This window comes from Leifsonia sp. NPDC058248 (assembly GCF_042881905.1).
In the GTDB taxonomy this organism is placed as follows: Bacteria; Actinomycetota; Actinomycetes; order Actinomycetales; family Microbacteriaceae; genus Leifsonia.
The window spans coordinates 25116-43964 of the sequence record NZ_JBHVXB010000011.1; the positions used below are offsets into that span (position 1 = coordinate 25116).

Below are 18849 nucleotides of genomic sequence, written 5' to 3' on the forward strand. Positions count from 1 at the left end.
CGTGCGTCCATGACGCAGCACTACATTCCGGATGATCTCCCGAACACGATCCAGCACTTCATCGACGGCGCTTTCGTCGACAGCGTCTCCGGCGCGACGTTCGACGTGCTCGACCCGGTGTCGAACGAGACCTACGTCACGGCCGCCGCCGGCCGCGCGGAGGACGTCGACCTCGCCGTCGCCGCCGCGACCCGCGCCTTCACGAGCGGTCCCTGGCCGCGGCTCAAGCCGCGCGAGCGCGCCCGGGTGCTGAACCGCATCGCCGACGCCGTCGAAGCACAGGATGCACGCCTCGCCGAGCTCGAGACGTTCGACACCGGCCTCCCCATCACCCAGGCGCTCGGACAGGCCCAGCGCGCCGCCGAGAACTTCCGGTTCTTCGCCGACCTGATCGTCGCCCAGTCGGACGACGCCTACAAGGTCCCCGGCAGCCAGCTCAACTACGTCAACCGCAAGCCGATCGGGGTCGCCGGGCTCATCACGCCCTGGAACACGCCGTTCATGCTGGAGAGCTGGAAGCTGGCGCCCGCGCTCGCTACCGGCTGCACGGTGGTGCTCAAGCCGGCCGAGTTCACCCCCCTCTCCGCGAGCCTGTGGGCGGGAATCTTCCGCGACGCCGGGGTGCCGGACGGCGTCTTCAACCTGGTCAACGGCCTCGGCGAGGAGGCGGGTGACGCGCTGGTGAAGCATCCGGATGTCCCGCTCATCTCGTTCACCGGCGAGAGCAGCACGGGCCGGCTGATCTTCGCGAACGCCGCTCCGTTCCTGAAAGGACTGTCGATGGAGCTCGGCGGCAAATCCCCCGCCGTCGTGTTCGCCGACGCCGACCTCGACGCCGCGATCGACTCCACCCTGTTCGGAGTGTTCTCGCTCAACGGCGAACGCTGCACGGCAGGTAGCCGCATCCTCGTCGAGCGCAGCGTCTACGAGGACTTCTGCGCCCGCTACGCCGCCCGCGCGAAGAGCATCGTCGTCGGCGACCCCCACGACCCGTCGACCGAGGTCGGTGCGCTCGTGCATCCGGAGCACTACGACAAGGTCATGGGCTACATCGGGATCGGCCGGTCGGAGGGGCGCCTGCTCGCCGGCGGCGGACGCCCGGAGGGCCTCGACCGAGGAAACTACGTCGCACCGACCGTGTTCGCGGACGTGGCCCCCGACGCCCGGATCTTCCAGGAGGAGATCTTCGGACCGGTCGTCTGCATCACGCCGTTCGACACCGACGAGGAGGCCCTCGCGCTCGCCAACGGTGTGCGCTACGGCCTCGCCGCCTACCTCTGGACCAACGACCTGACCCGCGCCCACACCTTCGCGCAGCGCGTCGAGGCGGGGATGGTCTGGCTGAACTCGCACAACGTGCGCGACCTTCGCACCCCGTTCGGCGGCGTCAAGGCGTCCGGCCTCGGCCATGAGGGCGGGTACCGGTCGATCGACTTCTACACCCACCAGCAGGCCGTGCACGTCACGCTCGGCCCGGTGCACACGCCGCGCTTCGGCGCCGCCGCGCACTGAGCATCCGCAGCATCCGCGACACCAGCAGCATCCGAACCGTCTCACCGAGGAGAAAGACCATGGCGCACCTGCCGACCCCGACCGTCGCCCCGCCCGACATCATCCGCGCCGCCTACGCCGAGCTGATCGTCTCCGACATCCCGGCGTCCCGCGCGTTCTACGTCGGAGTCCTCGGGCTCGTCGTCACGTACGAGGACGAGAGCACGCTCTACCTCCGCGCGTTCGAGGAGTACCTGCACCACTCACTCATCCTCCGTGCGGGCCCGGTGCCCGCTCTCGCCGCCCTCGCCTACCGGGTGCGCAGCGCAGCCGAGGTGGATGCCGCGGCCGAGTACTACACGCAGCTCGGCGTGCGCGTCGAGCGCCGGGCGGCCGGAGCGACCCGCGGCATCGGCGAGGCCGTGCGCATCGAGGACCCGCTGGGCTTCCCGATCGAGTTCTTCTCCGAGGCCGAGCACGTCGAGCGCTTCACCCGGCGCTACGACGTGCAGGGCGCCGGCGCGATCTCCCGCCTCGACCACTTCAACGTGGTCACGCCCGACGTGCCGTTCGCGCGCGACTACTACGAGGGCCTCGGCTTCCGGGTGTCCGAAGACATCAAAGACGACCACGACGTGGTCTACGCCGCCTGGATGTTCCGCAAGTCGACAGTGCACGACGTCGCACTCACCGGCGGCGACGGGCCCCGGATGCACCACATCGCCTTCGCCACCCACGAGCGCAGCCAGATCCTGCACCTCTGCGACCACCTGGGCGCCCTGCGGCAGTCCGACCGGATCGAGCGCGGCCCGGGCCGTCACGGCGTCTCCAACGCCTTCTACCTCTACCTGCTCGACCCCGACGGCCACCGCATCGAGATCTACACGCACGACTACTACACCGGCGACCCCGACAACCCCGTCGTCACCTGGGACGTGCACGACAACCAGCGCCGCGACTGGTGGGGCAACCCCGTGGTGCCGAGCTGGTACGCGAACGCGTCCACCGTGCTCGATCTCGACGGCACCCCGGTCACCCTGACCGAGCGCACCGAGGCGCGCGAATCCGACGTCACCATCGGCGCCGACGGCTTCTCCTACACCCGCAAGGACGACGACGAGGTCGGGTTCAAGCTCGGCGCGCAGGTGTAGCGCCGGCGGGTGCCGTCAGCGGCGCAAGGCCGGGGGCCTCGGGAGGCCGAGCTCCTCGAGGAGGTCGCCGAGCATCCGGTCGAGTTCGTAACCGGTCTGCGCGATCTTGTTTTTCCCCAGGCTCACCAGCTGCGAGCTGGGCTGGTCGACGGTGAGCACCGTGAGGCCGCGACGGTTGACGTGCAGCTCCACCCGCAATGGCGTGTACAGCATGACGCCGGGGTCGTGCCGGAACATCCGCGCCGCCGTCGCGTAGTCGCCGATCAGGTAGCTCGCGCTGGGCGCATCCGAGCCGCCCACCCGCATGATCGCGCTCGGATGGCTCTGCCAGAACGTCACGAAACTGTGGATGCCGCTGCCGCTCGCCGCCTGGACGAACCGCCGCCACTCCGCGCCGTCGGCGACCAGCTGCTGGAATCCCGCCTCGTCGACCGGAGGGACCTCGGCCTCGAACGCCGCCCGAAGCGTCTCGAACGGCACCTCGGCCTCGATCTCGATCCGGTTCACCGAGACGGGCACGATCCGGTCGGTAGCGCGAATGGTCATCGCACCATTCTCGGCCCTCGTCGCGGACTCAGGCCGCCAGCCGCCCCATCCAGTCCTCGATCTCGGACGGCTCGCGGGGAAGGCCGGCGGAGAGGTTGACCGACGACGTCTCGGTGACCACCAGGTCGTCTTCGATCCGGATGCCCAGACCGCGCAGCTCCTCGGGAACGCTGAGGTCGTTCTGCTGGAAGTACAGGCCGGGCTCGACCGTGAGCACGTTCCCGGCCGCGAGCTGTCCGCTGAGGTACGCCTCGGTGGGCGCGTGGTTGCAGTCGTGCATGTCCATGCCGAGCATGTGCCCGGCGCGCGAGATGGTCCAGCGCCGGTGGAACAGCGAACCGGGCTCCATCGCCTCGTCCACCGAGCAGTGCAGCACGCCGAGGTCGATGAGGCTCGCGCTGAGCGACCGGCCGCAGGCGTCCTGGTAGTCCTGGAACGCGATCCCGGCGCGGAGGGTGTCGATGCCCGCCTGCTGCGCTGCGAGCACGGCCGAGTACACGTCGCGCTGCAGCCCGCTGAACGACCCGGAGACCGGCAGGGTGCGCGTGAGGTCGGCCGAGTAGAGGGTGGGGAGCTCGACGCCCATGTCCATGAGCACCAGCTCGCCCTCGCGGAGGCGGCCGGTGTTCTGGGTCCAGTGCAGGGTGGTCGCGTGCCGGCCGCTCCCGACGATCGACGGGTACGCCGTCGACTCGGCGTCGAGCCGGGCGCGGCGGGCGAAGGTCCCCTCGATGTACCGCTCGCCGCGATCGGAGGCCACGGCTGCGGCCCACTCCCGCACGCAGTCCTCGAACCCGAGCACCGACACGTCGACCGCCTGCTGCAGCTGGCCGATCTCCCAGTCGTTCTTGATCAGGCGCAGGTGGTCGAGGGCCGACTTGAGGGCGAAATGCGGCTCGAACACCGGCCCGCAGATCGCCTGCACCAGGCCGTCGACCGTGTCGTCGAGGGTCGGCAGCACCCGGATGCGCCGGGCGCGCCGGGCACTCAGCTCCAGGTCTCCTTCGAGCTGCGTGAGCGGACGGCATTCGATGCCGAGGGCGTTCTGGGACTCCCGCAGCGACGGGCGCGGACCCACCCACAGGTCGCCCAGCGCGTCGTTCTGCCAGAACTCGTCGCCGTCGCGTCCGGACGGCGCGCGGAGATACAGCACCGAGTCGGGCTCTCCGCCCGTGGTGTCCATGACGAGCACGCTCCCGGCGACGGCGTTGCCGGTCAGCCAGACGTGGTCGGTCCCGGGGCGGAAGACGTAGTCGCTGTCGTTCGACCGCACCCGCGGCTGCCCGGCCGGGATGATCAGGAGCTCGGCGGGGAGCGCTTCCGCCAGGCGGGCGCGGCGGTCGGCCGTGTACGCCACGACCGGGCTCTCCGGGCCGAGCACGTTGCCGGGATCACCCCAGGCCGCCAGCATGAACGCGCCGTCGGCTGCCAGGGGCGCACGATTGCCTGCCCGGGGCATCCGCCAGAGAGCCGACGGGATGTGCGCCTCGACCGTCACTCGGCTGTCCTCTCGAGGGCCTCGGGCACCGCGTCCGTCCACCGGTCGCGTTCCGCCTCGGCGGGTGCGGCCGGGAGCCGCCCCGAGCCGTCCGGGACGGGGATCGCGCCCAACAGCGCCTGCGTGTACGGGTGCCGCGGGGACTGCCAGATCGTCTCGGTGTGACCCGACTCCACGATGCGCCCGTTGTACATGACGAGCGTGCGGTCGGCGATCCGGCGCACCACCGACAGGTCGTGCGAGATGAAGAGCATGCCGGCACCGGCCTCGACGCTCAGGGTGCGCATCAGGGCGGCGACGCTGCTCTGGGTGGAGGCGTCGAGAGCGGAGATGGGCTCGTCGGCGACGAGCATCCTGGGCCGTGCGGCGAGCGCCCGCGCGATGGCGATGCGCTGCTTCTGGCCGCCGGAGAACTCGTGCGGATACCGCTTCACCGAGCCCCGGTCGAGTCCGACCCGTTCGAGCCAGTCGGCCGGATCGGACCCCCCGTCGCCGCGGGCGACCGCAGCGCGGACTCCGTCGCCGATCTGTTCGCCGATGCGACGGCGCGGGTTGAGCGACGAGTTGGGGTCCTGGAACACCATCTGCATGCTGGTCAGCTCGGGCGTCCGGCGGTGGAGCCCCAGCACGGGGACCGGGGAGTCGCCGAGTGCGACGGTGCCGGAGCGGAGCCGCTCGATGCCGATGACGGCGCGCGCGAGGCTCGACTTGCCGCAGCCGCTCTCGCCGACCAGGGCGACGACCTCTCCCGACGCGACGGTGAGCGAGACACCGTCGACCGCGCGCACGGGCGGCCGCCCGCGGTACTCGACGACGACCTCGCTCGCGGTGAGCACGGGCGCTGTGGCTCGCGTCTGCTCGGTCATCGCTCGTCCTCCCGGTCGGCGGGCGCTTCGGGCTCTGCGACCGGCTCGTCGGCGTCGAGCAGCTCCTCGACGAGCACCTCGGGCGACGCCTCCAGGACCGAGCCGGGCAGAGCCGCCAGCAGCGTCTTCGTGTACTCGTGCTTCGGGCTGGTGAACAGCTGCTCGCGCGGCGCCGACTCGACCACTACTCCGGCGCGCATCACCGTCACCTCGTCGGCGACAGCGCTCATCACGCCCAGGTCGTGGGTGACGAGGAGCACGCTGAGCCCGGTGTCGTCGACCAGCTGCCGCAGCAGGTGCAGCACGCCCGCCTGCACCGTCACGTCGAGCGCCGTGGTCGGCTCGTCGGCGAGCAGCACATCCGGATCGCAGGCCAGCGCCACCGCGACGGCGATGCGCTGTCTCTGGCCGCCCGAGAACTGGTGAGGGTACTTCTTGAGCGCGCCCGCGGCATCCGGGACGCGCACGCGTTCGATGAGCTCGATCGCACGCGCCCGGGCGTCCTGCTTGTTCAGGCCCAGGTGATGGCGCACGTGGTCGGTGAGCTGCTTGCCGATCGCGATCTGCGGGTGCAGGCTCGTCGACGGGTCCTGGAACACCATCGCCACGCGCCGGCCGCGCACGGCCTCGAGCTCACGGCGCGAGGCGCCCAGCAGTTCGGTGTCGTCGCCCAGGATGACGCTCCCCGACGCGGTCATCCCGGTGGGCAGCAGGCCGAGCACCGCCAGCGCGGTCATCGTCTTGCCCGAGCCGGACTCGCCGGCGAGGCCGTGGATGCGTCCCGGCTCGAGCACGAGGTCGATGCCGTTCACGATCGGGCGCGGACCCTCATCCGTCTTGAGGGCGATGCGCAGGTCGCGGATCTGCAGGGCGCTCACAGCGTGGTCCCTCCCCCGCGCAACGTGTTCGACTTCGGGTCGAGCGCGTCGCGCAGCGCGTCGCCGACGAGGTTGAACGCCACCACGACGGTCAGGATGGCGAGACCGGGGAAGACCCCGAGCCACCACGAGTCGAAGTTGTGGATGGCGTCGGAGACCATCGAGCCCCATTCCGGAGTCGGCGGCTTGGCGCCCAGCCCGAGGAAGGACAGCCCGGAGAGCAGCAGGATCGCGGTTCCGATGTCGAGGCTCGCCAGCACGAGCACCGGGCCGACGATGTTGGGGGCGACGTCGCGCGACATCGATCGCAGCGGCGAGAAACCGAGCAGCTGGCCGGAGACGACGTAGTTCGACGAGCGGAGGCCGAGCACCAGACCGCGGGTGAGGCGGGCGTAGGCCGGCCACGACACGATCAGCGCTGCCAGCACGGCGTTGAGCAACGACGCGCCGAGGGCTGCCGCGATGACCATCGCCAGGATGACCGTGGGGAACGCCATCACGAGGTCGGTGACGCGCATGACCACTTCGTCGACGCCACGTCCGAAGAATCCGGCGATCGAGCCGAGCATCGCGCCGATGAGCACGGAGAGTCCGACCAGGAGCAGCGCGAGCGGGACGGTGACGGAGGCGCCCACGAGGAGGCGGGAGAAGACGTCACGGCCGAGGGCATCCGTGCCCATCAGGGTTCCCTCGCCCGGCGGCTGGAGGATCGGGAGGTCCTGCGCCAGCGGGTCGTGCGGCACGATCCAGGGTGCGATGATGGCGATGATGATCCAGGCGAGCGCGACGACGGCGCCGGCGATGCCGAGCGGCGCGGACCAGCGGCCCAGCCGGAAGCGGCGCCGGCGGGTCCCGATGAGGGAGGTGGGCTCGATCGTCTCGTCGACGCTGCGGGAGGTCATGCGAGCCTCACCCTCGGGTCGATGACGCCGTACAGGAGATCGACGATGAGGTTCACGAGCAGGTACATCACTCCGATGAGAAGTCCGACGCCCATGACGCCGGGAAGGTCGAGGTGCGAGGCGGCCTGGTAGGCGTAGCTGCCGATGCCGGGCCACGCGAACACCGACTCGACGAGCACGGTCCCGCTGAGCAGGCTTCCGAACGCCAGGCCGACGACGGTGAGCACCGGGATGCTCGCGCCCCGCAGCACGTAGCTCCAGACCACCCGGCGGGTCGGCAGCCCTTTGGCCTTGGCGGCGCGCACGTAGTCCTGGTCGAGGATCTCGAGCACGGCGGTGCGCACGAAACGGGTCAGCAGGCCGACCGTGTAGAGGGTGAGCACGAGCACCGGGAGGAACAGGTGGGAGGCCGCGTCGAGGAACGTGTCGAGCTGACCGGCCAGCAACGCGTCGACCGTGTAGAGGCCGGTGACGGTGGGAGGCGGGTTGAAGTCCGAGCTCAGCCGCCCCGATCCGGGAGCGATGTGCAGCTTGAAGTAGAAGACGTAGTAGAGCACCAGCGCGAGCCAGAACGTCGGCACGCTGAGGCCGGTCAGGGAGACCACGCGCAGCGCGTGGTCGGTGACCTTGCCGCGGCGGTACGCCGCGAGGGTGCCCAGCACCACGCCGATGATGACGCTGAGCACGATCGCGCCGATCGCGATCTCCAGCGTGGCCGGGAGCGCCTTCGCCAGGTCTTCGGTGACCGGGTTGTGCGTGGTGGTCGATATGCCGAGGTCGCCCCGCAGCAGGTTGCCGAGGTAGGTGAAGTACTGCACCCACAGGGGCTTGTCTAGCCCGTACTCCGCACGGAAGCGCTCGACGATCGCCGGGTCCTCCGCCGCACGCTGACCGAGCGAGGCGGCGACCGGATCGCCGGGGACCAGGTTGGTCAGCACGAACGTCACCAGGGTCACGCCGAGCACCAGGAGGAGCGACGTGCCGATGCGACGAAGCGAGTAACGCAGGTAGGGATGGCCGACCCGGCCCTCGCGACGGCCCGCAGGAGGGCGGGTGCGCGAGGGCCGGGAGGCCGGTTCGGTGACTGCCAATGGAGTGTGTTACTTGTGGCCGAGCGTGGCGATGTCCAGTGTCCACACCGCGTTGTAGACGACGTTGGAGACGGTCGACTTGGCAGCGATGTTGTTGCCGGGCTGGAGCAGCGGGATGAACGGGCCGGACTCATTCAGGGCCTTCTGGAGGTCCTGGAACTGCGTCGTGCGCTCCTCGTCCGTTCCGCCGGCGGCGGCGGTGTCGGCCAGCTTCGTGATGTCCGGCGCGGCGCCGGCAGCCCAGCCGGCGCGGAGGCCGACGACGTCACCCGGCGTGAACACCAGGTAGTCGCTGGGGTCCGGGTAGTCCGGTCCCCAGTACCAGAGACCCATGACCTCGGTGCCGTTGCGGTACGCGTCGAGCTCGGTGGCGACCGGGGCCGGAGCGAGGTCGATCGTGATGCCGGTCGCCTTCAGCTGCGACTGGATGCGCTGGGCGATCGTCGGGAACTCGATGCCGTTGAGCGTGAGGTCGCTCGGGAAGCTCAGCGTCACCGTCTCGCCCTTGTAGCCGCTCTTCGCGAGGCTCGCCTTGGCCGCCGTCGTGTCGACCTTCAGACCGTCACCGGGCTCGAGCGCGCCGAGCAGCATGCTCGGCACGACGCCCGCAGCCTGCTCGGTGCCCTTGCCGGCGATGGAGACGAGGTCGTTGTAGTCGATCGACTGCTTGACCGCCTTGACGAAGTCGGGGTTGCTGGTGATCGGCGAGATCGCCTTCGACTGGTTGAGCAGCAGGAAGATCACGTTTGCGGAGGGACCGCTTGTCACGGACACCTTGTCGCCGAGGTCGGCCGCCTGCGTTCCCGACAGGTCGAGAGCGACATCGGTGTTCCCGCCCTGCACGTTGATCTTCTGGGTGGCGCCCTCGACGTTACGGATGACCACGCGGCTGTAGGCCGGCTTGGTTCCGTCGTACTTCGGGTTGGCCGTGAGCACGACCTGCGACGCGAGATCGAGCGACGACAGGATGTACGGGCCGGAGCCGGCGGAGTGCGTGTTGAGGTACTTCTCGGCCGCGTCGGTCGAGGTGGTCGATCCGCCGTTGGCCTTGACGACCTTCGAGTTCAGGATGCCCAGGGCCGGGTTCGCGAGGATCGCGGGAAGCGCCGGCGTGGACGTCTTCGCGGTCAGCACGACGGTCTTGTCGTCCTTCTTGGCGACGGTCACGCCGTCGAGAAGGAACGACGGGTTGCCCTTCAGGCCGATCACGCGATCGAGCGAGAAGACGACATCGTCCGCCGTCAGCTTCGTGCCGTCGGAGAAGGTGTGCGTGCCGTTCAGCGTCAGTGTGAAGGTCTTCGCGTCGGCCGACTGCTCGAGCGAGGCGAGACCAGGGACGACCTTCGAGACGTCGCCGCCCTTGAAGGTCAGGAGGGTCTCGTAGAGCGCCTTGTCGACCATCTCGCCGGTCGGCTCGTACATCCGGCCCGGGTCGGCGGTCTTGAGGTCGAACGCCTTGTCGATCGTGATGGTCTTCGAGGCCGAATCTGCTCCGGTCGTCTTGCCGGATGCGCATCCGGCGACGACCAGGGTGAGCGCCACGGCTGTGGCCGCGAGCGCTACTCGTTTGCTGGTGGAACGGAAAACCATGGAGGCCTCCAGGGACTGGGGTCGACGGTGCTGAGCCGACCAGGACGGAATGGATCGAGGGGTGGGGGACGACTCGACGTGGTGCCGAACTGCCGCCCAGCGGTCGCGCTGTGCTAGACGGTGTGTAGAAAGATTGGCATGATCGTTCTCGTTTCTTCTCCGGTGCACTAAGAATGTAGACAGATATCCACCCGAACCCGAATTGAGGCGGTCAATGTACAACCCTGGACAATCGGACTCGCCGCCGGTTAGACAAAAAGCACGCAGCCTCGACGAGGCCAACGTCCGGATCCTCGAAGTCCTCCGCGACAACGGCCGCATTTCGATGGCCGCTCTCGCCGAGCGCGTCAATCTGTCCAGAGCCAGCGTCTACAACCGCGTGGAGCAGATGACGGCCGCCGGGATCATCACCGGCTTCTCGGCGAAGATCGACCCGGAGCTGGTCGATCTCGGCGTCTGCGCTCTGGTCTTCGTGACCGTGCATCCGCAGAGCTGGCACCGCTTCCGCGAGGGCATCCTGCAGATGCCCGACGTCGAGTACTGCTGCATCACCACCGGCGAGCACGACGCGATGATGCTCGTGCGCTCGCTCGACATCGGCGGCGTGCACGACTTCGTGACCGGTGTCGTCGCGGCCCGCCCCGAGGTGAAGTCGGTCGTCAGCGTCGTCGTCCTCGACGAGGTCGTGCGCAAGCCGTTCGTGCTGCCGTCGGACATCCCGGACCGCTCACGCGACTCGAGCAGGCTCGGCATGACCCGCTTCACCACGGCCGGCAACGGCCGGGACGAGATGCGGGTCTAGTCGGCCTCGACGCAGATGCTGACGTGGTCGACATCGCCGATCCGGAAGTTCTCGACCAGCCGCACACCGCTCTCGGTGCTCTCGACGACGCTGCCGCTGGTGCCCGTGACGACCGCGCCGTCGCGCACCATCACGTGGGCGAACGAGACGGACAGCGCGTCGCCCACCCGGGTGCCGACGAACTGCCCGAAGGTCACGGTGTCACCGTCGTAGTCGCCCCAGATGACGCCGTCCCGCTCGTGGTAGCGGAATCGTGAGGGCGACGCCGGGTTCACCTCGCTGTTGGTCGACGACTCCATGACGAAACGGCGGCCGTCGAGGCTCGGTGCGACGGGGGCCGGATGCGCGGCCGGGGACGGTGCGGCGTTGGGATGATTCACGGGTACGAGTATGCAGGTCATCCGCGTTCGTCTCGACGGCATCGCTCGAACGTCCAGCTTCACCTCCGCTTGGGCATCCGGAGCTGGACTTTCTGAACATCGGACGGCTGTGCACCGCGACTCCATCCAGCACGGCGGGCACCCGGCGGTGACACGACCACCGCCAGGGCGCCGGAGGGTGTGCAACGTTGTAGTCTGCGTATCAGCGGAGGCCATCGGGCGGAGCCGCCGAGACGAAGGAGGCCTCCGTGGCGGTCACGTTGCATCATGTCGCGCAGGCCGCCGGCGTCTCCATCAAGACGGTCTCCAACGTCATCAACGACTACCCGCACATCCGCGAAGAGACCCGCGAGCGCGTGCTTGCCGCGATCGACGAGCTGGGCTACCAGCCCAACCTCTCGGCGCGCGGCCTGCGCTCCGGTCGCACGGGAGCGATCAGCCTGATCATCCCCGACCTGAAGAACGCGTACTTCGCCGAGCTGGCGGACTCCGTGATGCGAGCCGCGGCGGAGCACGACCTCGTCGTGATGATCCAGCAGAGCGCGGGCATCCGGGAGCGCGAGCTCGAAGTCCTGCACGGCCCCCGCATGCGGATGGTCGACGGCATCCTGTTCAGCGTCCTGGCGCTCGGGCAGGAGGATGCTCCCCTCGTCGACATCCCGACCCCGCTGGTGCTGCTCGGCGAGCGGATCTTCAACGGACCCGCCGACCACGTGACGATGCAGAACGTCGCGGCGTCCCGGGCCGCGACCGAGCACCTGATCGCCCTGGGGCACCGCCGCATCCTCGCGTTCGGCGCGCACGAGAACGAGGTGATCGGCTCGGCGGGACTGCGCCTGACCGGTTACAAGGAGGCGCTCGCGGCAGCGGGCATCCCGTACCGCGACGAGCTGGTGGTCGACGTCGGAAACTGGCACCGGTCGGACGGCGCGGATGCGATGCGCGGCGCGCTGGCGACCGGCCTCTCGTTCGACGGCGTCGTCGCCTTCAACGACTCGATCGCTCTCGGCGCCGTGCGCGTGCTGCAGGAGCGCGGCATCCGGATTCCCGAGGACGTCTCGGTGATCGGCTTCGACGACATCGACGAGACGCGGTATTCGCTGCCGTCGCTCTCGACGGTCGATCCGGGCCGCGAAGAGATCGCCGAGACGGCCGTCCGCGTGCTGCTCGAGCGCATCGTGAACCCCGACCGCACCATTCCGCCGCGCGAGTTCGAGGCGTCGTTCCGCATCGTGGAGCGCGAATCGACCGCCGTTATGCGTTCGCAATCCTCCGCGGACCCCCGGATATCGTCGAAGGCTTGACACTGCCGATCCTCGTCGGCATCATTACCTTTACAACGTTTACCTATAACGTTGTAAACGGCGCTTCCGGCCTCTCCGGATGACCGGCGCACAAGTGATCCATGTGAATCGACGAGGATTCGGAAGCCCCTTCCGGCTCCCTTTCACATCGTCAGACGACGAAGTCCACGAGAAGTACGAAGGGAACACAGTGAGGAAGAAAGCATTGGTGGCGGCGATGTCCGCCGTCGCGTTGGCCGTGACGCTCGCGGCATGCAGCTCCGGCGGCGCCACCGCCGACAAGGCCAGCAACCCCAAGCTCACGAACTGCAGCAACAAGATGGTGAACGATGCGCCCCAGGTCTCGGTCTGGGCGTGGTACCCGAACATGGCCAAGGTGGTCGACAACTTCAACAAGGCGCACACAGACGTCCAGGTCTGCTGGACGGTCGCCGGCCAGGGAGCCCCGGAGTACGCGAAGTTCCAGACGGCGATCTCGGCTGGCAAGGGTGCACCCGACGTCATCATGCTCGAGGCCGACCAGCTCACCGGATTCGAGATCCAGAAGGCGCTCGTCGACCTCGCCCCGTACGGCGCAAGCGACGTGAAGAAGAACTTCAGCGACGGCGCCTGGAAGGACGTGTCGCAGGGCACGTCGGTCTACGCGATCCCGGTCGACGGCGGCCCGATGGCGATGATCTACCGCAAGGACATCTTCGACAAGTACGGCATCAAGCCGCCGACCACCTGGGCCGAGTACGAGCAGGCCGCCCAGAAGGTCAAGGACGCCGGCGGGCCGAAGTTCGGCGACCTCGGCAGCAACGTGCCCGCAGCCATCACCGCTCTGATGGCGCAGAAGGGCGCGAAGCCGTTCACCTACGACCTGTCCGACCCGAAGAACATCTCGATCAACCTCGACGACCAGGCCACCAAGGACGTGCTGAACTACTGGGCCGGACTGGTCAAGAAGGGTCTCGTCGGAACGCAGGACCAGTTTACGACCGACTACATCGCCGGCGTGGTCGGCGGCAAGTACGCCACCTACGTGTCGGCGGCATGGGCGCCGGGCTACCTCACCGGCGCCGGCGTCGGCAAAGGCACCGAGAAGGGACAGTTCGCCGTCGCGCCGCTCCCGCAGTGGAACGCCGGCGACAGCGTCTCGGTCAACTGGGGCGGCTCGACCTTCGCCGTGACCTCGCAGGCGACGAACACGAAGCTGGCGGCCGAAGTGGCCAAGGGCCTCTACGCCGACGACGCCTCGCTCACCGACGGCTGGAAGACCCAGACGATCTTCCCGCTGAACCAGGGTGTGCTCACCTCGGACGCCTTCGTGAACAACCCGGTGGACTTCTTCAACGGGCAGCTCGCGAACAAAGAGGTGTACGTGCCGGCGGAGAACGCCTACAAGGGCTTCAACTACAGCCCGTTCTCGGTCTACTACTACGCGCAGCTCCAGGCGCAGATCGTGAAGATCAACGCGGGCAAGACGACGGGAGACCAGGCCGCCAGCGACCTGCAGGACACCATCGTCAAGTACGCGAAGAGCCAGGGCTTCACCGTCAAGTGAGGCCGCCCGCGATGCGGTCGGGTCCGCGAGGCCCGGCCGCACCGCGGCACCACCGCCATGGGGGCTCCAACCCCATCGCGGCACCAACGCACCAGCAGCAGCACCAGCAACGAAGCAGGGAGATCATGTCAGCAACGACCACGGCGCCACCGGCCGAGGCGATCGGCCGCCGCACTCGCCGGCAGGCCTCCGGCAGCGAACGGATGCTCGCGCGGCGCGGCAGGACCGGCTGGGTCTTCATCGCCCCCTTCGCCGTCGTCTTCCTGCTCTTCCTGGTCGCCCCGCTCGCGTACGCGTTCTACCTCAGCCTCTACACGAAGGGGCTCGCGACCGGCACGACCTTCGCCGGGATCGACAACTACGTCAAGGCGTTCACCGACCCGTCGTTCCTCAAAGGCGTCTGGTTCGTCGTGCGGTTCTCGATCGTGCTCATCCCGGTGCAGATGGTCGTCTCCCTGGTCGCCGCGCTCCTCCTCGACGCTCTCACGACCCGGCTCGCCAAGTTCTCCCGGCTGATGATCTTCCTGCCGTACGCCATCCCCGCCGTCATCGGCGCACTGATGTGGGGCTTCCTGTACAGCCCCACCTTCGGGCCGCTCCAGCAGTTCTTCTCCCTGTTCCACGCCCAGGCGCCGTTCCTGCTCAGCCAGGACAACGTGTTCTACGGCCTGCTCAACGTGGTCACCTGGCAGTGGGCGGGCTACTACATGATCATCATCTTCGCGGCCCTGCAGGGCATCGACCCCTCGATCTACGAGGCGGCCAAGATCGACGGCGCCAACTCCTGGCAGGTCGCGCTGCGCATCAAGGTGCCGCTCGTCTCGTCGGCCCTGGTGCTCATCCTGGTCTTCGCCCTGATCGGCACGCTGCAGTTCTTCACCGAGCCGCAAGTGCTCGCACCGGTGGCCAACGGCACGATCACCCCCGACTTCACCCCCAACATCTACGCGTTCAACCTGGCATTCTCGTACGCCCAGTTCAACTACGCGTCCGCGATCTCGTTCGCGCTCGGCATCGTCGTGTTCATCGCGGTCTACATCTTCATGTTCGCCACCCGCAAGCGAGGGAGCCTGCTCAAATGACCACCACACGCCTGGATGCTCCTGGCATCGCCGCCGGCACGCACCGCCCGGAGAACGGCGAGCGCCGTCCGGAGAAGGGCGAGCGCCGCCGCCCCCGCCGCAACGTGGTGGCGCACCTGTTCCTGCTCGTCCTCGTCGTCTACTTCCTGATCCCGATCTGGTGGCTGTTCGTAGCGAGCACCAAGGATGCGCCCGGGCTGTTCTCCGGCTCCGGAGCACTCTGGTTCGGCAAGGACTTCAACCTCTTCGCGAACCTCCAGGACCTGTTCACCTACAACGGCGGCGAATACCTGCAGTGGCTGGGCAACTCCGTGCTCTACGCCGTCTGCGGCGGCGTCGGCGCGACCGTTATCGCCGTGCTCGCCGGCTACGGGTTCGCCAAGTACCGGTTCCGCGGCCGCAACTTCACCTTCGCGCTGCTGCTCGGTTCGGTCATGGTGCCGCTCACGGCGCTGGTGATCCCGACCTTCGTGCTGCTGTCGAACCTCGGCCTGACCGACACGGTGTGGGCGGTCATCCTGCCCTCGCTGCTGAGCCCGTTCGGCGTGTACCTGATGCGCGTCTACACGGCCGACGCGGTGCCGGACGAACTGCTCGACGCCGCGCGCGTCGACGGCGCCGGCGAGTACCGCACCTTCTTCACGGTCGCGCTGCCCCTGATGCGCCCGGCCGTGATCACGGTGCTGCTGCTCTCCGTGGTCGGAACCTGGAACAACTACTTCCTTCCCCTCGCGATGCTCTCCACGTCCAAGCTGTTCCCGATCACGGTCGGGCTCGGCCTGTGGTCGCAGCTCGCGAACTCGAACAACGGCGGCGGCCACTCGCTGTGGAGCCTGATCATCGTCGGCGCGCTCGTGTCGATCATCCCGTTGATCATCGCCTTCCTCACACTCCAGAAGTACTGGCAGGGCGGCCTCTCGCTCGGCAGCCTCAAGTAGCACCCCTCTCCACCCGCACACGATCTCGAATCTCGACTCTCGAAAGAAGAACATGGTCACCGCACGCCTCACGATCGATCCCTACTTCACGGTCGGCCCCGTCAACCCGCGACTCTTCGGGTCGTTCGTCGAACACCTCGGCCGGTGCGTGTACGACGGGATCTACGAACCGGGGCACCCCACGGCCGATGCCGAAGGCTTCCGCGGCGACGTCATCGAACTGGTGAAGGAGCTCGGCGTCTCGACCATCCGGTACCCCGGCGGCAACTTCGTGTCCGGCTTCCGCTGGGAGGACAGCGTCGGCCCGCGCGAGAGCCGGCCGCGGCGCCTCGACCTGGCCTGGCACTCCACCGAGACCAACGAGGTCGGGCTGCACGAGTTCTCGTCGTGGCTCGACAAAGTCGGCAGCGAGCTCATGCTCGCGGTGAACCTCGGGACCCGGGGCACGCTCGAAGCGCTCGACCTCCTCGAATACACGAACATCGCATCCGGAACCGCCCTCAGCGACCAGCGCGTCGCCAACGGCCGCACCGACGCGTTCGGCATCGGGATGTGGTGCCTCGGCAACGAGATGGACGGGCCGTGGCAGCTGGGTCACCGTTCCGCCGACGACTACGGCAAGCTCGCGTCGCAGACCGCGAAGGCGATGCGGCAGCTCGACCCGTCGGTCGAGCTCGTGGTCTGCGGGTCGTCGAGCGCGCACATGCCCACCTTCGGCGAGTGGGAGCGCGTGGTGCTCACCCACACGTACGACGACGTCGACTACATCTCGTGCCACGCCTACTACGAGGAGAAGAACGGCGACCTGGGCAGCTTCCTGGCCTCGGCCGTCGACATGGACCACTTCATCGAGTCGGTCGTCGCGACCGCCGACCACGTGAAGGCGGTCAACGGCAGCGACAAGACGATCAACATCTCGTTCGACGAATGGAACGTCTGGTACCTCGACCGCTACCACGAGGTCGACAAGATCGAGGGCCTGGACAACTGGCCGGTCGCGCCTCGACTGCTGGAGGACTCGTACTCGGTGGCGGACGCCGTGGTCTTCGGCAACCTGCTCATCTCGCTGCTGAAGCATGCGGACCGGGTGACCAGCGCATCCCTCGCCCAGCTGGTGAACGTGATCGCCCCGATCATGACCGAGCCGGGCGGTCCGGCCTGGCGTCAGACGACCTTCTTCCCGTTCGCGCTCACGTCGCGGCTGGCGAAGGGGTCGACCCTCGAGGTCAAGCTCAGCAGCGACACCTACACGACCGACGTCTACGGGGAGGTCCCGCTCGTCGACGCGGTGGCGACCCACGACGAGACGACGGGCCGCACCTCGGTCTTCCTGGTGAACCGCAGCCAGACCGAGGAGGCGACGGTCACGATCGACCTGACGGCACTCGACGGCGTGACCGTGCTCGACGCCCAGACCCTGTCGGATTCGGACTTCACGGCGAAGAACACGCTCGACAACCAGGAGCGCGTCGGCCTCTCGCCGAACGCGAACGTGGTCACCGGGGAGGCGTCGGTCACGGTCACGGTGCCGCCCGTGTCGTGGACGGCGCTCGAACTGGGCTGACCTCCGTCGTTCCCGGTTCGCCCCGTAATCGAGTCCGGGGAGAATTCGCATTCCGCAGGGCGGAACCGCGATTCTTCCCGGACTCGATTGCGGGGCGGATGCGCGGGGCGGGGCTACGAGGACTGGGCGGGGTCGGAAGACGGGCCGGGGTCGGAGGACTCCTCGATCACGAAGCGGGCGAACTGGGCGGCAGCGGCCGAGCGGCTGCGCGCGCGGTTGGTCGCGAGTCCGATGATCCTCGTCGCCTCCTCGGCCAGCGGGACGAGCGTCAGCCCCTCCCCCGCCGCCGAGACCGGCAGGAGCGCGATCCCGATCCCCGCCCGCACCAGCGCACGCAGCGTCGCGAGCTCGGTGACCTCCATCACGACCCGCGGCACCACGCCCCTCATCGAGAAGTACGCGTCGGCGATCTGCCGCAGCCCGGAGTCCCGGGTGAGCGCCACGAACTCGAAGTCCTCCAGCTCCGCCGCTGTCAGTCGCTCCCGGTCGGCGAGCGGATGCCCGGAGGACACCGCGATCGCGAGCCTCTCGGAGGTCAGCGGCCGCCACTCGATGTCGGGGTCCCGCGGCTCCGGGCTCAGGAACGCCACGTCGGCCGAGCCCGCTCGCAGCGCGTTGAGCACCTTGTCGGCGGTGCCCCCCTCGAACACGAACCCGATCTCGGGGAAGAGCTGTCGGTACTCGCCGACGATCCGCGGGATCAGCCAGGTCCCGAGCGACGAGACGTAGGCGATCGAGACGGTGCCCGCCGACGGGTCGCGGAGCGCGTCGATGCGCGCCTGGGCCTTGTCGAGCTCGGTGACCGCGCGGTTGGCGTGTGCGAGCAGGATCTCGCCGTAGCGGTTCAGCTCCAGCCGACCCGGCCGGCGGTCGAACAGCTCGACGCCGACCTCGGATTCGAGCCGCCCGATCGCCCGGGACAGCATCGACTGAGACACGTTGAGCGCCTCCGCCGTGTGACTCAGGTGCCCTTCGGCGGCCAGCTCGCGAAAATAGGCGATCTCGTCGATCCTCATGAACCCATGATGCTCCCCTGGGGCTCGCGCCCCTTGGCCCCGCGCCCCCGCGCCCCTGCGCCCTGCGCCTCCGCGCCCCGGGCGCTCGCGCCCCTCCAGCCCGTGACTTGTGGCAAATTTTGGTATGTACTCCCCAAAGAGCGCCCCAAAGGACCAAGTGGCACAACTAATCAGCCAGCACACAACGGGGGGTGGGGTGAACAA

At 68.6% G+C, this 18849-nt stretch carries 17 protein-coding genes; 8 read left to right on the plus strand and 9 right to left on the minus strand.

All coding sequences use genetic code 11. The features are described from left to right. Positions 1-9 precede the first annotated feature (9 nt). Together hpaE and hpaD are read left to right on the plus strand one after the other, a co-directional pair. Positions 10-1512, plus strand: a complete 1503-nt coding sequence (gene hpaE / locus ACFVV5_RS16630; RefSeq protein WP_387246309.1) for a 5-carboxymethyl-2-hydroxymuconate semialdehyde dehydrogenase — start codon at positions 10-12, stop codon at positions 1510-1512. Positions 1513-1571: 59 nt separating this feature from the next. Then, a complete protein-coding gene (gene hpaD, locus ACFVV5_RS16635) occupies positions 1572-2642 on the plus strand; it encodes a 3,4-dihydroxyphenylacetate 2,3-dioxygenase (RefSeq protein WP_387246311.1) in 1071 nt (356 codons plus the stop codon). Positions 2643-2657: 15 nt separating this feature from the next. On the opposite strand, the gene ACFVV5_RS16640 is transcribed toward hpaD, so the two are convergent. Genes ACFVV5_RS16640 through ACFVV5_RS16670 form a run of 7 tightly spaced genes read right to left on the minus strand, consistent with a single transcriptional unit; the run spans position 2658 to position 10013 of the window. Then, a complete protein-coding gene (locus tag ACFVV5_RS16640; protein WP_387246313.1) occupies positions 2658-3188 on the minus strand; it encodes a hypothetical protein in 531 nt (176 codons plus the stop codon). 28 nt (positions 3189-3216) lie between these two features. Beyond that, on the minus strand, positions 3217-4686 hold the full coding sequence (locus ACFVV5_RS16645; RefSeq protein WP_387246315.1) for an aminopeptidase P family protein: 1470 nt from the start codon (positions 4684-4686) through the stop codon (positions 3217-3219). After that, positions 4683-5552, minus strand: a complete 870-nt coding sequence (locus ACFVV5_RS16650) for an ATP-binding cassette domain-containing protein (RefSeq protein WP_387246317.1) — start codon at positions 5550-5552, stop codon at positions 4683-4685. The genes ACFVV5_RS16645 and ACFVV5_RS16650 overlap by 4 nt, the downstream gene beginning before the upstream one ends. Continuing rightward, on the minus strand, positions 5549-6430 hold the full coding sequence (locus ACFVV5_RS16655; protein ID WP_387246319.1) for an ABC transporter ATP-binding protein: 882 nt from the start codon (positions 6428-6430) through the stop codon (positions 5549-5551). Before ACFVV5_RS16655 ends, ACFVV5_RS16650 begins: the two co-directional genes overlap by 4 nt. Then, the gene (locus tag ACFVV5_RS16660; protein WP_387246321.1) at positions 6427-7332 is read right to left on the minus strand and encodes an ABC transporter permease; all 906 of its coding nucleotides are present in this window, start codon (positions 7330-7332) and stop codon (positions 6427-6429) included. Before ACFVV5_RS16660 ends, ACFVV5_RS16655 begins: the two co-directional genes overlap by 4 nt. After that, positions 7329-8423 (minus strand): ABC transporter permease, encoded by a 1095-nt coding sequence (locus ACFVV5_RS16665; protein ID WP_387246323.1) that lies wholly within the window; start codon positions 8421-8423, stop codon positions 7329-7331. Before ACFVV5_RS16665 ends, ACFVV5_RS16660 begins: the two co-directional genes overlap by 4 nt. 9 nt (positions 8424-8432) lie before the next feature. Then, positions 8433-10013 carry an ABC transporter substrate-binding protein gene (locus ACFVV5_RS16670; RefSeq protein ID WP_387246325.1) on the minus strand — a complete coding sequence of 527 codons (1581 nt, stop codon included), beginning with the start codon at positions 10011-10013 and terminating at the stop codon, positions 8433-8435. Between the two features lie 214 nt (positions 10014-10227). Here ACFVV5_RS16670 and ACFVV5_RS16675 point away from each other — a divergent pair, with 214 nt between their 5' ends. After that, a complete protein-coding gene (locus tag ACFVV5_RS16675) occupies positions 10228-10815 on the plus strand; it encodes an Lrp/AsnC family transcriptional regulator (RefSeq protein WP_387246327.1) in 588 nt (195 codons plus the stop codon). Here ACFVV5_RS16675 and ACFVV5_RS16680 read toward each other — a convergent pair. Further along, positions 10812-11195 carry a hypothetical protein gene (locus ACFVV5_RS16680; protein ID WP_387246329.1) on the minus strand — a complete coding sequence of 128 codons (384 nt, stop codon included), beginning with the start codon at positions 11193-11195 and terminating at the stop codon, positions 10812-10814. The genes ACFVV5_RS16675 and ACFVV5_RS16680 overlap by 4 nt on opposite strands. Positions 11196-11443: 248 nt before the next feature. On the opposite strand from ACFVV5_RS16680, the gene ACFVV5_RS16685 reads away from it, so the two are divergent. The 5 genes from ACFVV5_RS16685 to ACFVV5_RS16705 all read left to right on the plus strand — a co-directional run bounded on the left by ACFVV5_RS16685 (position 11444) and on the right by ACFVV5_RS16705 (position 17629). Beyond that, the gene (locus tag ACFVV5_RS16685; protein WP_387246331.1) at positions 11444-12499 is read left to right on the plus strand and encodes a LacI family DNA-binding transcriptional regulator; all 1056 of its coding nucleotides are present in this window, start codon (positions 11444-11446) and stop codon (positions 12497-12499) included. 190 nt (positions 12500-12689) lie between these two features. After that, positions 12690-14045 carry an ABC transporter substrate-binding protein gene (locus ACFVV5_RS16690; RefSeq protein WP_387246333.1) on the plus strand — a complete coding sequence of 452 codons (1356 nt, stop codon included), beginning with the start codon at positions 12690-12692 and terminating at the stop codon, positions 14043-14045. 125 nt (positions 14046-14170) lie between these two features. Further along, complete coding sequence (locus ACFVV5_RS16695) at positions 14171-15127, plus strand: carbohydrate ABC transporter permease (protein WP_387246336.1); 957 nt, start codon at positions 14171-14173, stop codon at positions 15125-15127. Next, positions 15124-16065, plus strand: a complete 942-nt coding sequence (locus ACFVV5_RS16700) for a carbohydrate ABC transporter permease (protein ID WP_387246338.1) — start codon at positions 15124-15126, stop codon at positions 16063-16065. The genes ACFVV5_RS16695 and ACFVV5_RS16700 overlap by 4 nt, the downstream gene beginning before the upstream one ends. A 52-nt stretch (positions 16066-16117) precedes the next feature. Then, positions 16118-17629, plus strand: a complete 1512-nt coding sequence (locus tag ACFVV5_RS16705) for an alpha-N-arabinofuranosidase (RefSeq protein WP_387246340.1) — start codon at positions 16118-16120, stop codon at positions 17627-17629. 113 nt (positions 17630-17742) lie between these two features. On the opposite strand, the gene ACFVV5_RS16710 is transcribed toward ACFVV5_RS16705, so the two are convergent. Next, on the minus strand, positions 17743-18645 hold the full coding sequence (locus ACFVV5_RS16710; RefSeq protein ID WP_387246342.1) for a LysR family transcriptional regulator: 903 nt from the start codon (positions 18643-18645) through the stop codon (positions 17743-17745). Positions 18646-18849 lie beyond the last annotated feature (204 nt).